The 13,933-nt window shown below is 69.1% G+C and carries 12 protein-coding genes; 7 read left to right on the forward strand and 5 right to left on the reverse strand.

Annotated elements, in window-relative coordinates:
• Window positions 1-82 precede the first annotated feature (82 nt).
• From V6S02_RS09595 to V6S02_RS09610, 4 genes are all read right to left on the reverse strand, one after another.
• The gene (locus V6S02_RS09595; protein ID WP_336400653.1) at window positions 83-1,351 is read right to left on the reverse strand and encodes an endo-1,4-beta-xylanase; all 1,269 of its coding nucleotides are present in this window, start codon (window positions 1,349-1,351) and stop codon (window positions 83-85) included.
• Between the two features lie 75 nt (window positions 1,352-1,426).
• Window positions 1,427-1,924 (reverse strand): HNH endonuclease, encoded by a 498-nt coding sequence (locus V6S02_RS09600; protein ID WP_124293753.1) that lies wholly within the window; start codon window positions 1,922-1,924, stop codon window positions 1,427-1,429.
• Window positions 1,925-2,277: 353 nt separating this feature from the next.
• Window positions 2,278-3,159, reverse strand: coding sequence for a M23 family metallopeptidase (locus V6S02_RS09605; RefSeq protein ID WP_336400654.1), 882 nt, complete (start codon window positions 3,157-3,159; stop codon window positions 2,278-2,280).
• Window positions 3,160-3,367: 208 nt separating this feature from the next.
• Window positions 3,368-4,084: a metal-dependent transcriptional regulator gene (locus V6S02_RS09610; RefSeq protein WP_336400655.1), complete on the reverse strand. Its 717-nt coding sequence runs from the start codon at window positions 4,082-4,084 to the stop codon at window positions 3,368-3,370.
• A gap of 119 nt (window positions 4,085-4,203) precedes the next feature.
• Between V6S02_RS09610 and serC the strand changes: the two genes are divergently transcribed.
• Window positions 4,204-5,316 (forward strand): phosphoserine transaminase, encoded by a 1,113-nt coding sequence (gene serC / locus V6S02_RS09615; protein ID WP_336400656.1) that lies wholly within the window; start codon window positions 4,204-4,206, stop codon window positions 5,314-5,316.
• Window position 5,317: 1 nt separating this feature from the next.
• Here serC and V6S02_RS09620 read toward each other — a convergent pair whose 3' ends face one another.
• On the reverse strand, window positions 5,318-5,959 hold the full coding sequence (locus tag V6S02_RS09620) for a TetR/AcrR family transcriptional regulator (protein ID WP_336400657.1): 642 nt from the start codon (window positions 5,957-5,959) through the stop codon (window positions 5,318-5,320).
• Between the two features lie 173 nt (window positions 5,960-6,132).
• On the opposite strand from V6S02_RS09620, the gene V6S02_RS09625 reads away from it, so the two are divergent.
• The 6 genes from V6S02_RS09625 to V6S02_RS09650 all read left to right on the forward strand — a co-directional run bounded on the left by V6S02_RS09625 (window position 6,133) and on the right by V6S02_RS09650 (window position 13,918).
• Window positions 6,133-7,788, forward strand: coding sequence for an ABC transporter substrate-binding protein (locus tag V6S02_RS09625; protein ID WP_336400658.1), 1,656 nt, complete (start codon window positions 6,133-6,135; stop codon window positions 7,786-7,788).
• A gap of 73 nt (window positions 7,789-7,861) precedes the next feature.
• Window positions 7,862-8,686, forward strand: coding sequence for an ABC transporter ATP-binding protein (locus V6S02_RS09630; protein WP_336400659.1), 825 nt, complete (start codon window positions 7,862-7,864; stop codon window positions 8,684-8,686).
• Window positions 8,683-9,492, forward strand: a complete 810-nt coding sequence (locus tag V6S02_RS09635) for an ABC transporter ATP-binding protein (protein WP_336400660.1) — start codon at window positions 8,683-8,685, stop codon at window positions 9,490-9,492. Before V6S02_RS09630 ends, V6S02_RS09635 begins: the two co-directional genes overlap by 4 nt.
• Complete coding sequence (locus tag V6S02_RS09640) at window positions 9,489-10,592, forward strand: ABC transporter permease (RefSeq protein ID WP_336400661.1); 1,104 nt, start codon at window positions 9,489-9,491, stop codon at window positions 10,590-10,592. The genes V6S02_RS09635 and V6S02_RS09640 overlap by 4 nt, the downstream gene beginning before the upstream one ends.
• A 3-nt stretch (window positions 10,593-10,595) precedes the next feature.
• On the forward strand, window positions 10,596-11,624 hold the full coding sequence (locus V6S02_RS09645) for an ABC transporter permease (protein ID WP_336400662.1): 1,029 nt from the start codon (window positions 10,596-10,598) through the stop codon (window positions 11,622-11,624).
• Entirely contained in the window at window positions 11,621-13,918 is a 2,298-nt protein-coding gene (locus V6S02_RS09650; protein ID WP_336400663.1) for a glycoside hydrolase family 3 N-terminal domain-containing protein, read from the forward strand. Before V6S02_RS09645 ends, V6S02_RS09650 begins: the two co-directional genes overlap by 4 nt.
• The last annotated feature ends 15 nt before the right edge of the window (window positions 13,919-13,933 follow it).

Genomic DNA, 13,933 nt, shown 5'->3' on the forward strand with positions numbered 1-13,933 from the left:
GTTCTACGAACTCAACGCCTGTGGTGAGCGTAAGAGGGGCCTCCGACATCCTCAGCGCGGGGAAACGCGGAGGATGTTCGAATCACGGGTGCGTCGGCGACATCCGGATCGTCTCTGCGAGCGCGTCCCTGCCGATGCCGAGCGGCACCGGCGGATCCCCCGCCACGCTCACCTCGTAGTCGCCCCGGAAGCCTGTGACGCGCACGCGCCCGTCGGCGTCGGTGCGCACGGTCGCCCGCGACACCCACCACTCGTCCGCGATCATCCGGTGCAGTGCGTCGTACGCGGGCTTCGGTGAACCGTCGGCGCGGACCAGCCCGCCAGGCGCCCCCAGCCACATGCCGCGGTCGCTGAATCCCCAGAAGGTGATGGCCTCGACCGCCGGATGCGACACGAGCGACCGGTAGTGCCGTTCGATCTCGTCGGCCTGCCGCGCCTCGCCCTCCGGTGTCGACGGCCAGTGGTCGACCCGGTAATCGTTGAGATCGTCGATCTCGGGCGGCATCAGGTCGCCCGACAGCAGGGTCGTCTCGGTGAAGTGCAGCGGCAGCCCGAACCGCGCGAAGCGGTCGGCGACCTCGAGGATCTCGTCCTCTCCGCGATACCCCTGGTGCATGTGAGTCTGGAGTCCGATCGCATCCGGGCGGATGCCGGCATCCAGCATCTCCTCGATGACACGCTCGTACGCCGGCGACAGATCGAAGTCGTTCACGAGCAGAAAGGCGTTCGGGTTGGCCTCTCGCGCCTCTTCGAAGGCCAGCCGCAGCATCGCCAGGCGGCCGCGATCCTTCGCCAGCCTCGTGATGCCGTTGTCGCCGTTGTCGAAGACCGGCATGATCACCGTCTCGTTGATGGCGTCCCACGTGTCGACGATCCCCGCGAAATCGGCGACGTCGCGGCGGATGCGCCCACGCTGCGCGCGCTCGATCTCGTCGAGCTCGAGGTCGAGCAGCCAGGGCGCGGTCACGGTGTGCCAGACGAGCGGATGCCCCTTCAGCGCCACACCGCGTTGTCGCAGCCACTGCGCGGTTCGGCGCATCTCGGCCGTGCGCGGAGCGCCGCGGGTCGGCTCGAACCTCCCCCAGTAGAACGGAAGGGTCGCGGCGTTGTGGATCTGCAGCCAGAGCTCGGCCTCGGCCGCCGTCAGCTGCCACTCCCCGGTCAGGTCCTCGCCGTCACCGACGTCGAATCCAGTGTTGCCGAAGGCGAACTCGTGACGAGTCTGGATGATCGTGACCTCGGCGTTCGCGATCGGCTCGTCGTCGACACCGACGACCGTGACGACGGCCTCACCGAGGCGGTGTGCGGGAACGGTGCCGAGGGCGACGGCGGGTGGCGCGACAGTGTGCATCCGTCGATGCTACGAACCGCGCAGTTCAGCGCCGCCATGCCGGCGCTCTTTTCGAAAGAGCTTGCGCCGCGGCGCTCAGGCAGCCAGGGCCAGATACGGCTCCCACCGGGGGTCGGAGCGCTCGGTGCCGCGCACCGTCCACTGCCCGCCCCGCGGTGGCTGCGGGGTGATGCGCAACTCCCACGCCATCTCCTGCGGCGTGCGATCACCCTTGACGTTGTTGCAGCGCAGGCAGCAGGCCACGAGGTTCTCCCACGAGTCCGCTCCGCCCCGCGAACGCGGCAGGATGTGATCGATCGTCGACGCGGTCTTTCCGCAGTACCCGCAGCGGTGCCCGTCGCGGCGCAGCACGCCCCGTCGGGTGACCGGCACGCGCCGGGCTCCCGGGACGCGCACATATCTGGTCAGGAGGATGACCGCGGGGCGATCGTACGCCCCGGTCGCCCCCCAGACCGGTTCGTCGTGGATGTGCTCCACGACGGTGGCCTTATCGTTCATCACGAGCACGAGCGCCCGCTTGAACGACACGACGGCCAGGGGCTCGTAGCCCGCGTTCAGCACCAGAGTGCGCATTCCTGTTCCCCTCGAATGGCCGGGACGGCTTTCACGGTTATTCGACTCGTGACGTTTCGAGGGGCTGAGGGCATGAAAAAAGGCGCTGTCTACAGACAGCGCCTTGGCGCCACGGTCACACCGTGGCCTCCATCGACATGATGCCGAAGGACGAGCAGGCCCAACGCATCCATGGTTCGGATACGTGGTGCGCCGTCCATCGGCTCCCTCCGCTTCTCTAGAGCGTCAGCTGACCTCAGGCTAATGCACGCGACACGCCCGGGGGTTCAGCGACGTGAACATCGTGTGACGTGTCGACGAACGACGCGGGCGCCGGGATCTCTCCCGGCGCCCGCGTCATTCAGTGCTGTGCGTCATCCCGCGTTGGCGAGCAGCCATTCGTAGGAGTCGACGACGGAGCCGTTGATGTAGGTCTCGAAGTGCAGGTGGCAGGCGGTCGAGCGCCCGGTGCTGCCCACGAGGCCGATGATCTGACCGGCCGAGACGGTCTGGCCGGCCTGGACGGCGCGGCTGCCGTAGGTCATGTGGCCGTAGAGCGTGGACACGCGCTGGCCGTTGATGACGTGGTCGATGGTGACGGCGACGCCGTAGCCGCCGTAGCTCTCCTGCGAGACACGGACCACGCCGGCCGCTGCGGCGAACAGCGGCTCGCCGCAGGGGGCGAGCATGTCGGTGCCCATGTGGGCGCCGCCGCGCGCGAACGTGCGGTCGCCGACGGTGAAGCCCGAGAGCGGCCAGCGCACCTCGCCGGTGCCCGGGGCCACCATGGTGAGGTCGACGTTGGCACGGGAGCCCGACGAGGACGACGACGACGCCGCCGCCGACGCAGCGAGTTCGGCCGCGATGCGCGCACGCTCAGCGGCGGCCTCCTCGGCCTTCTTCTTCTCGATCTCCTCCGCGGTGGTGGCGGAGTAGCTGCTGCGGGAGAGTTCCGCCGCGCCCGCGTCGGAGGCGACCACGAGCGACTGGGCGTCGTCGACGGCCACCTGCTGCAGCGTCATCGGATCGGCGGTGGCGCTCTCGACCGCGGCATAGGCGGGCAGCGCCACGGTGGCGATCAGCCCACCCACCATCGTCAGGATGACGAGGGTGCGCGCGGGCTTGCGGCCCGTTCGGGGCCGTCTGCTCCTGGGCTGAGCGGTCACCACCGGGCGGGCGGTCGTGACGGATGTCGTGCGGGCCGAGGCCTTGCGTCGGGTGCGGTCTCGGCGTTCCAGCCCCGGTCCGTCGGTCACCGATGGAGACTCGGGGGTGTTCTGATGATCGGCCATTGTCCTCCGGCGCCTCCGCGCGGTCTGCGCTGGCTCGTCGACACTCAGTGTGGGGGCACGATGTGCGGGGCGGGCCGCGTGAACGACGAGCCGATGAGGCAATTCACGCGGAGTCCGTCGGCGGGCTTCTCGCCTGTGGACCCTCAGAGGCTACCCGAAGGTAACGAATAAGTCACGTTGCGAGGATCTGGACCTCGTCGTCGACGAGGAAGATGTGCGATGCCACCTCGACGGGAAGCTCCAGCGCTTCGTCGTTGTCGTCCATCTCCACGAGCACGTAACCCTCGCTGTAGCGGTAGCTGCCGGTGCCGCCGGGAACGACGCCGGCCGCCTTCAGCTGCTGCAGCAGTTCGGGGTCGACCTGGGCGGGCTCCGCCAGGCGCCGCACCGTGCCGCGCAACGGACCTCCTGCCGCGTTGAGCTTGGTCACCAGCCCGATGACGCCCTGTTCGAAGTTGTTCGCCGGGACGTCTCCCAGCTGGTCGAGCCCGGGGATGGGATTGCCGTAGGGAGACTCCGTGGGGTGGCCGAGCAGCTCGACGAGACGCCGTTCGACCTGCTCGCTCATGACATGCTCCCAGCGGCAGGCCTCTTCATGGACGTAGGCCCAGTCCAGCCCGATGACGTCGGAGAGGAGCCGTTCGGCAAGACGGTGCTTGCGCATCACGTCGACGGCCTTCTGACGCCCCGCATCGGTCAGCTCGAGCCGGCGGTCTTCGGACACGACGACCAGACCGTCGCGCTCCATCCGCCCCACCGTCTGCGACACCGTCGGGCCCGAGTGACCGAGACGCTCGGAGATGCGCGCACGCAACGGCACGATCCGCTCCTCCTCGAGCTCGAGGATGGTCCGCAGGTACATCTCGGTGGTGTCGATGAGGTCTGTCATGTGGCGGTGTCCTCGCGGGTCTCAGGGGCGTTTCCAGCCTAGTCGTCGTCACCGACGCCGAGCCCGGGCCGGCACCCAGGCGGAAACGGCGCGCACGCGACATCCCTAGAATCACTCGCATGGCCCACGTCGCACTTTCCCACGACCTGCTGCCCACCGACGGCCGTTTCGGCTGCGGTCCGTCGAAGGTCCGCGGTGCACAGCTCGAGGCACTCGTCACCCGCGGCGCGACCCTGCTGGGCACCTCGCACCGCCAGTCGGGCGTGAAGAACCTCGTGGGGTCGGTGCGCGAGCGACTTGCCTCCCTCTTCTCGCTGCCCGAGGGCTACGAGATCCTCCTCGGCAACGGCGGTTCGACCGCGTTCTGGGACGCCGCGGCGTTCGGGCTGATCGAGCGACGCAGCCAGAACCTCGTCTTCGGTGAGTTCGGCGGCAAGTTCGCGGCCGCCGCGCGCGCTCCCTGGCTGCAGGCGCCGGATGTCCGCACCGCCGACCCGGGCGGCCGCGCCCGGCCGGAGGCCGTCGACGGTGTCGACGTGTACGCCTGGCCTCACAACGAGACCTCCACCGGCGTCGCCGCGCCCGTCGAACGCGTCATCGGCGACGACGGAGCATTGACGGTCATCGATGCGACCAGCGCCGCGGGCGGGATCGACCTCGACATGTCCCAGGCGGATGTGTACTACTTCGCCCCGCAGAAGAACCTCGGCTCCGACGGCGGTCTGTGGTTCGCCGCGGTGTCACCGGCCGCGATCGAGCGGATCGAGCGGATCGCCGCCTCGGATCGCTACATCCCCGAGTTCCTCAGTCTGAAGAACGCCCTGGACAATTCCCGGCTGCAGCAGACGCTGAACACCCCCGCGGTGGCGACCCTCGTGCTGCTGGACGAGCAGCTCGAATGGATCCTCGACAGCGGCGGCCTCGCGTGGGCCGACGCGCGGACGCGCGAGTCGTCGGGGGCGCTCTACGAGTGGGCCGAGGCGTCCTCGGTCGCCACACCTTTCGTCGAAGATCCGGCCGACCGATCCCCGGTCGTGGTGACGATCGATTTCGACGACACAGTGGATGCCGCCGCTGTTGCGGCGAGCCTTCGCTCGAACGGCATCGTCGACACCGAGCCGTACCGCAAGCTCGGCCGCAACCAGCTGCGGGTGGCCACGTTCGTCTCCATCGAGCCCGACGACGTCCGCACCCTGATCCGCGCGATCGACTACACGCTCGAGCGACTCTGAGCTACGTCAGCCCGGGCTGAAGGGGCTCCGTCGAAAGAACCGAGGCCAGGATCGCCTCGATGGCGAACGCCGACGCCTGCCCCAGGTCCACGTTCTCGGGGTCGAGCAGCCACTGCACCTGCAGCCCGTCCATGACGGCGAGGATGCTCGCCGAGGCGAGCCCGATCGTGTCAGGTGCGGTGATCCCCCGCTCCGCGCAGACCACGTGGAAGGCCTGGGCGACCTCCCGGCGCAGGGTCTCGTAGCGCTTCTCGAAGTACACGCGCCCCGGATGGTCGTCGGTGACCGACTCGGCCGAGAGCACCACGTAGGCCTGCACGATCCCGGCGCGCCGGGCGTTGACGAAGGCCGTCTGCACGAGATGGCGGAACAGCTCCAGCCCGTCGGGCATGTGCTGCTCCTCGAGGTCGGCGACGTCGGTCTCGTCGCGGTGCCGCAGCACCTCGAGCAGCAGCTGGTCCTTCGACCCGAAGTGATGCAGGATCCCCGCGTGGGTCATCCCCACCTGATCGGCGATGTCCTGCAGTGTGCCGGCGGCGAAGCCCTTGCTGCCGAAGATCTCGACCGCGGCATCGAGGATGTCGCGCTTGCGCGCCAGCGTCGCCGGACGTGAACGCGGCTGCCGTCGCTGCGTCGTCGTCATCTCGCACCCCCTCTCGCGATCCGGCTCAGAGTCTACGCAGACCCCCGTGGGTGGGTCGGCAGACGCGCTTGCAAAACTTACTTACTTGATTGTAAGTTTCTCAGGCAATCACTCGCCAGCCGTCGGACAGCCGCGGCCGAGAACCCGCACGGTGTCGTGCAGAAGGAGAAGCAATGAGGCTCAGAACGTCACTCGGCGCCGCCGGGATCATCACGGCGCTCGCACTCACGGGCTGCGCCGGCGGCGGCAGCGACACCGGCTCCGCGGAGTCGGGCGCCGCGCTGACCATCGCGAAGCCCGACGGTGCGATCACGACCGAATCGCACAACCCGTTCCTCGGCGACTCGTCGGCATCGAAGTACGGCTACGCGAAGGTGATCTTCGAGCCCCTGGCCCTGGTCAACCCGACCGGCGACCTCGGCACCACCCCGTGGCTCGCCGAGTCGGTCGAGTGGAACGACGACTACACCCAGCTGACCGTGGTCCCCCGCAGCGGAGTGACCTGGAGCGACGGCACGCCGTTCACGGGCGAGGACATCGTCTTCACCTTCGACCAGTTCCTCGACGGCCGTCTCGCCGACACCTCGGGACTGAAGTACGAGGGCGCCACGGTCGACGGCGACGCCATCACGCTGACCTTCGCGGACTCGAAGTTCGTCTCGCAGGCGCGCGTGCTGCACACCCCGATCGTGCCCAAGCACATCTGGGAGAACATCGACGACCCCAACACCGACCCGCTGACCGGGGAGGGCCTGGCCGTGGGAACCGGCCCGTACGTCCTGGACAACTGGTCCACCGAATCGGTCACCCTCACCGCCAACCCCGACTACTGGGGCGGCGAGCTGGCCGTTCCCGCGCTGAACTACGTCTCCTACGGAGACAACGCCGCCCTCACCACCGCCCTCGTCTCGGGCGAGGCCGACTGGGCGCAGGCCTTCATCCCGCAGATCCAGGAGAGCTACCTGGCCGCCGACGAAGACAACCACTACCTCGTCTCGCCGACCGCCGGTTCGGGGACGCTGTTCATGAACCTGCAGGCAGAGCCCTTCGACGACCCGGCCCTGCGCGAAGCCCTGGCCTGGACCATCGACCGTCAGGCCTACGTCGACATCGCCCGTGAAGGCGCGAGCGAGGCGGTCTGGAGCGTCACCGGTCTCGGGAACCTGCTCGAGAACGAGGTGCTGCCCGAGTTCGCCGACCAGGAGTACGCGGTCGACGTGGACAAGGCGCGCGACATCCTGAGCGAGGCCGGCTACACCTGGGAGGACGACACCCTCATCGATCCCGACGGCGAGGCGGTGTCGTTCTCGATCTCGGTTCCCGCGGGCTGGAGCGACTGGAACACCGAGCAGGCCCTGCTCGCCGAAGAGCTCGACGCGGCCCTCGGCATCGAGGTCCAGGTCGACCAGCCGGACTGGGGCGGCTGGGACGCCGCCCGTCAGGAGGGCACCTTCCAGGCGATCATCCACTGGCTCGAGGAGACCGGCAACGCCTACGGGCTGTACACCTCGACGATGGACCCGAAGTGGATCGTCGACGACCGCGCGCAGTTCAACTTCGGTCGCTTCGAGGACCCCGCGGTGACCGAGGCCCTGAACACCTACGCCAACACCGCGTCCGAAGACGAGCGCCAGGCGGCGCTGGCGACGATGCAGCGGGCGTTCGTGGAGAACGTGCCGGCCATCCCGCTCGGATCGCACCCGCTGCTGGGCCAGTACAACACCCGCAGCTACGTCGGATTCCCCACGGATGACGACCAGTACGCCTCGGCCGACCCGACGCAGCCCGCAATCGTCCAGATCCTGACGAAGCTGCAGCCGGCAGGCTGAACCGTCCGGGCGGGGCGGGAGCCCGCGCTCCCGTCCCGCCCGGGCCCGTCATCACGAAAGCGAGCACGCACCGATGAGCGACACCCTGCTCTCCGTCCGCGACTTCTCCGTCGTCTACGACGTCGATCCCCCCGTTCGGGCCGTCTCCGACATCACCCTCGAGCTGCGCCGCGGCGAGATCCTCGGCCTCGCCGGGGAGAGCGGCTGCGGCAAGACCACCCTCGCCTACGGCGTGCAGCGGCTGCTGAAGCCCCCGGCGGTCATCACCGACGGCACGGTCGTCTTCCACGACGCCTCGGGGGACGACATCGACGTCAATCACCTCGACGCCGAGGAGATGCGACGATTCCGCTGGGACAAGATCTCGATGGTCTTCCAGGGGGCGATGAACTCCCTCAATCCCGTCGCCACCGTGGGGTCGCAGCTCGAGGATGTCTTCGAGGTGCACCGCCCCGAGATGACCCGCGCGCAGCGGCGCAGCGCCGCCGCCGAGCTGCTGGACATCGTCAAGGTCGGTGCGCAGCGGCGACGCTCCTTCCCCCACGAACTCTCCGGCGGCATGCGCCAACGCGTGATGATCGCGATGGCTCTCGCCCTCCGGCCCCAGCTGATGATCATGGACGAGCCGACGACGGCGCTGGACGTGCTGGTCCAGCGCGAGATCCTCCGACAGATCTCGGCCCTCCGTCACGAATTCGGCTTCTCGGTGATCTTCATCACCCACGACCTCCCCCTCCTGCTCGAAATCAGCGACCGCATCGCGATCATGCGCGACGGGCGCATCGTCGAGCTCGCCACCGCCGAGCAGATCTGGACCGATCCGCAGGACGAGTACACCCGCACACTCCTGGGCTCCTTCCCCCGCCTCACCGGCGAGCGGGGGGTGGTGCGGCGATGACCGTCCTCGAATTCGACGCCGTCACCAAGCGCTACGCCGTGCGCGGCGCCGGGCAGATCACCGCCCTCGACGATGTCAGCTTCCGACTGGAGTCGGGCCGGACGATCGGCCTGGTCGGCCAGTCCGGCAGCGGCAAGTCGACGATCGCGAAGATCCTCACCCAGCTCGAGACGCCGACGAGCGGCGAGGTGCGCCTGGACGGGCGTCCGATCCCGCGCCGCGGACGCGCGCTTCGCGCGTACCGGCAACAGCTGCGCATGGTGTTCCAGGACCCCTTCGCCTCCCTGAACCCGTACCACTCCATCCGCTACCACCTCGTGCGGCCGCTGCGCCTTCACGACGTCGTGCCCGCCGGTGACGTGGACAGCGAGGTGCGCCGCCTGCTGGATCGGGTGCGGCTGGACCCGGATGCCGTCATCGACCGCCGCCCGCACGAGCTCTCCGGGGGTCAGCGTCAGCGCGTCGCCATCGCCCGCGCTCTGGCGTCGCGCCCGAAGCTGCTCGTCGCCGACGAGCCCGTCTCGATGCTCGATGTCTCCATCCGCCTCGGCGTGTTGAACCTCCTCGCCGACCTCCAGCGCGAGGAGGGGCTCGGCGTGCTCTACATCACGCACGATCTGGCCACGGCACGCCACTTCAGCGACGAGATCCTCGTCCTCAACCACGGACGCGTCGTCGAGCGGGGCGACGCCGACGACGTCATCCTGCGCCCACAGCATCCGTACACACGCGAGCTGCTGGCGGCTTCCCCCGATCCCGACACCTTCTTCGGTGTGGCATCCGGCATCCATGGAGGTGCGCAATGACCGCGGTCCAGCCTCAGATCCCGACCGACGCGGGTGACCCGGCAGGCGATCTCGCCGCCGACGCGGTCACCCAGGGCACCACGGCGACCGTCGCCGAGGCCTCCGGACCGCGGATCCCCTGGCGCTTCCTCGGCGGACGGGCCGTCTTCTACCTGTTCACCCTGTGGGCGGCGATCACGATCAACTTCTTCCTGCCGCGCCTGATGAAAGGCGATGCGGTCACCCAGTACCTCGCCCGCAACCGCAACATCAGCCCGGAAGCCGCGGAAGCCCTCCGCTCGCTGCTGGGGCTGGACACCGATAAGAGCCTGTGGCAGCAGTACCTCGACTACTGGGGTCTTCTGCTGCGAGGCGACCTGGGGGTCTCGCTCCTCCACGGGCTCCGCCCGGTGACGGAGGTCATCGGTCAGGCCCTCCCCTGGACGATCGGGCTCGTCGGATTCGCGACGGTCATCTCGTTCGCAATCGGAACGATCGGGGGTGCAATCGTGGGCTGGCGTCGGGGCAGCCGCATGGACGGTCTGATCCCGATCACCACGTTCCTCAGCACCATCCCGTACTTCTGGCTGGGACTGCTGGCGATCGCCGTCTTCTCGGTGAACCTCGGCTGGTTCCCGATCGGCAAGGCCTACGGCGTCGGGATCTCGCCCGAGTGGTCGCCGGAATTCATCGGCCAGGTCATCCACCATGGGACCCTGCCGGCCGTCACGATCATCATCGCCTCGCTGGGCGGATGGATGCTCGGCATGCGCAACATGATGCTGACCGTCCTCGATGAGGACTACATCACCGTCGCACAGGCCAAGGGCATGACGGGCCGCCGCGTGCTGTGGGGCTACGCCGCGCGCAACGCCGTGCTGCCGCAGGTGCAGAGCTTCGCGCTGTCGATCGGCTTCATCGTCGGCGGCACCATCGTCATGGAGATGGTGTTCAGCTACCCGGGGGTCGGGAAGCTGCTACTGGATGCGACCAACGCCAAGGACTACGCGCTCATGCAAGGCGTGTTCCTCGTGCTCACGATCTCGGTCCTGCTGGCCAATCTGCTCGCCGACCTCGCCTACGCATTCCTCGACCCGCGCACGCGCCAGACGGAGGCCTGAACCATGGATGCTCGCGACAACCGCCCCGCGGCGGCAGAGCCGACCTTCGGCTCCAAGCTCGCCTCAGCCTTCGCGATGTTCCGCAATCGGAAATCGATGGCGGGCCTGGCGATCCTGGGCTTCTTCGTGCTCGTCGCCGTCTTCGCCGACGTGCTCGCGCCCTACTCCCCCACGGCCGTCGACAACAGCGCGCGGTTCCAGCCGCCGTCGGCGGAGCACTGGCTGGGAACGACCCACATTGGTGAGGACGTTCTCAGCCAGGTCATCCACGGCACGCGCGGCGTCATCGTGGTCGGCTTCCTGGCAGCGCTCATGGCCACGCTCATCGCCGTGGTCATCGGCGTCATCGCCGGCTACGTCCGCGGATGGCGGAGCGAAAGCCTGTCCGCCCTGACCAACGTCTTCCTGGTGATCCCTGGACTTCCCCTCATCATCATCGTCGCCTCGATGTTCGACGACCCCCCGCTGGCGGTGATCGCCGCCGTCCTCGGCATCACGGGATGGGCATGGGGGGCCCGCGTCCTGCGCGCCCAGACGATGTCGCTGCGCAACCGCGACTTCATCCAGGCGGCACGGGCGAACGGCGAGCCGCTGCGTCGCATCATCACCGTCGAGATGCTGCCGAACCTGATGGCGCTCATCGCCGCGAGCTTCGTCGGCACCGTCACCGCCGCGATCCTCGCCCTGACCACGCTGTCCTACATCGGGGTCATCCCGGTGACGACGTACAACTGGGGCACGATCCTCAACTGGGCGTCCGCGCAGGGAGCCTTCCGGCAGAACCAGTGGTGGTGGTACCTGCCGCCCGGGCTGTGCATCGCCGCGATCGGCGTCGCACTCTCGCTGATCAACTTCGGCATCGACGAGTACGTCAACCCCCGGCTCCGCTCGGCGGGCGAACGGGCCCGTGCGATGAAGAAGAAGGGCATGAACGTCAACGACACCGTGACGGTCGTCCGCACGGGCCCCTCGCACGAACGCCGAACCGTCCCCGCATCCGCATCCGCATCCGCATCCGAGGAGAACCCGTGACCACCGCCGACATCGCCGCCCCGCTCTACCTCGATGCGGCACGGCCGGTGGCCGAACGCATCGCCGATCTGCTGTCGCGCATGACGATGGAGGAGAAGATCGGGCAGATGATGCAGCTCGATGCGCGCGACGACATCGAGGACCAGGTTCTGAGGCGCCACGTGGGATCGATCCTGCACGCCTCACCCGAACGGCTGCTGCGCGCACACGACCTCGTCGCGCAGACCCGGCTGGGGATCCCGCTCCTCGTCGGCGAAGACTGCATCCACGGACACTCCTTCTTCGAGGGCGCGACGATCTTCCCGACTCAGCTGGGAATGGCCGCGTCGTGGGACACCGAGCTGGTGGAGCGGATCGCCCGCGCGACCGCCGAGGAGGTCTCGGCCACCGGAGTCCACTGGACGTTCTCACCGGTCCTGTGCATCGCGCGCGATCTGCGGTGGGGGCGGGTCGGTGAGACCTTCGGCGAGGATCCCTTCCTCATCGGCGAGCTGGCCTCGGCGATGGTGCGCGGATATCAGGGCGAGGGGCTGGCCGACGAGACGGCGATCCTGGCGACCGCGAAGCACTTCGCCGGCTACTCCGAGACGCAGGGCGGGCGCGACGCCAGCGAGGCCGACATCTCCCGACGGAAACTCCGGTCCTGGTTCCTGCCTCCCTTCGAACGCGTGGCGAAGGAGGGATGCCGCACCTTCATGCTCGGCTACCAGAGCACCGACGGCGTTCCGATCACGATCAACGACTGGCTTCTCAGCGACGTGCTGCGCGGGGAATGGGGCTACACCGGCACCCTCATCACCGACTGGGACAACGTGGGGCGGATGGTGTGGGAGCAGCGCGTGCAGCCCGACTACGCCCACGCCGCCGCCGCGGCGGTCAAGGCCGGCAACGACATGATCATGACGACCCCCGGCTTCTTCGACGGAGCCCGCGAGGCCATCGGGCGGGGCCTCCTTGCCGAGTCCGACCTCGACCCCGCGGTGGCGCGCATCCTGCTGCTGAAGTTCGAGTTCGGCCTCTTCGAGAATCCCCGCCGCCCCGACCCCGCGCGCATCCACGCGTCGGTGGGGAGCACCGCGCACGCCGCGCTGAACCTCGAGGCGGCACGACGATCGCTGGTCCTGCTTCGCAACGACGGGACCCTCCCCCTGCTGCCCGACTCCTCCGCAGACGAGACCGGTCGCGCCCGGGACCACGCCGCGCCGCGACGGATCGCGGTTCTCGGGCCCCTCGCCGACGACGCGCAGACACAGCTCGGAGACTGGGCGGGGTCATCGGGACAGGCGGATTGGCTCCCCGACGGGCACCCCCGGGAGATGATCACCACGGTGCTCGACGGGATGACCCGGGTCGCCCCGGAATCGTGGGTCATCGAAAGCGCCGAAGGCGCCCGCATCCTGAGCCTGGAGGAAGACCCGGCGGGGGCGTTCTTCCCCGACGGACAGCCGCGCCCGCAGGTGGTCGTGCCGGCCGAGCCCGATCCGGCGCTGATCGCCGACGCCGTGGCCGCCGCCCGCCGCGCCGATCTGGCGGTGGTGGTGGTCGGCGACCGGATCGAGCTGGTCGGCGAGGGTCGCTCGACCGCGACGCTCGAGCTGATCGGCGCACAGGTGGCACTGCTCGACGCGGTCGCCGCGACCGGCACCCCGTTCGTCGTGGTCCTCCTCGCCTCCAAGCCCCTCGTCCTGCCGCCCGCGGTCGAGCGGGCCGCCGCGCTCATCTGGGCCGCGAGCCCGGGCATGGAAGGCGGCCGTGCCATCGCCGAGGTGATCCTCGGACTGACCGAGCCGACCGGTCGCCTGCCGATCTCGTTCGCCCGCCACGCGGGTCAGCAGCCCACCTACTACAACCAGATCCGCGGCCAGCACGGCGACCGGTACGCCGACCTGACGCAGAGCCCCGCGTTCGTCTTCGGCGAGGGTCTGTCGTACACGAACGTCGACTACGACGATCTGCGCATCGCCGAGCCCGACGTGGAGCTGACCGACATCGTCCGCGCGGAGGTGCGGCTGACCAACAGCGGCGACCGCCCCACCCGCGAAACCGTCCAGGTCTACATCCGCGACCGCGTCACCTCGGTGAGCTGGGCCGATCGCGAGCTCAAGGCCTATCGGCGCGTGGACCTGGCGCCCGGCGAGTCGCGCGTGGTGTCGTTCGAACTGCCGGTGTCGGCGTGCCGCCTCGTGGATGCGCACGGCGAGCGGCGGGTCGAGGCGGGCGAGTTCGATCTGCTGGTCGGGCCGTCCTCACGCGAGGATCGGCTGCTCTCGGCGACCTTCACCGTCACGGGGTGACGTCGGGGCCGGCGC

Origin of the sequence: Microbacterium sp. CCNWLW134, assembly GCF_037083565.1 — a bacterium.
Classification (GTDB): domain Bacteria; phylum Actinomycetota; class Actinomycetes; order Actinomycetales; family Microbacteriaceae; genus Microbacterium.

Excerpts from the sequence above, each read along its gene's own strand:
- V6S02_RS09640 (WP_336400661.1), top strand. The coding sequence starts at position 9,489 with ATGACCGCGGTCCAGCCTCAGATCCCGACCGACGCGGGTGACCCGGCA.
- V6S02_RS09645 (WP_336400662.1), top strand. The coding sequence starts at position 10,596 with ATGGATGCTCGCGACAACCGCCCCGCGGCGGCAGAGCCGACCTTCGGC.
- V6S02_RS09635 (WP_336400660.1), top strand. The coding sequence starts at position 8,683 with ATGACCGTCCTCGAATTCGACGCCGTCACCAAGCGCTACGCCGTGCGC.
- serC (WP_336400656.1), top strand. The coding sequence starts at position 4,204 with ATGGCCCACGTCGCACTTTCCCACGACCTGCTGCCCACCGACGGCCGT.
- V6S02_RS09610 (WP_336400655.1), bottom strand. The coding sequence starts at position 4,084 with ATGACAGACCTCATCGACACCACCGAGATGTACCTGCGGACCATCCTC.
- V6S02_RS09600 (WP_124293753.1), bottom strand. The coding sequence starts at position 1,924 with ATGCGCACTCTGGTGCTGAACGCGGGCTACGAGCCCCTGGCCGTCGTG.
- V6S02_RS09630 (WP_336400659.1), top strand. The coding sequence starts at position 7,862 with ATGAGCGACACCCTGCTCTCCGTCCGCGACTTCTCCGTCGTCTACGAC.
- V6S02_RS09595 (WP_336400653.1), bottom strand. The coding sequence starts at position 1,351 with ATGCACACTGTCGCGCCACCCGCCGTCGCCCTCGGCACCGTTCCCGCA.
- V6S02_RS09625 (WP_336400658.1), top strand. The coding sequence starts at position 6,133 with ATGAGGCTCAGAACGTCACTCGGCGCCGCCGGGATCATCACGGCGCTC.
- V6S02_RS09620 (WP_336400657.1), bottom strand. The coding sequence starts at position 5,959 with ATGACGACGACGCAGCGACGGCAGCCGCGTTCACGTCCGGCGACGCTG.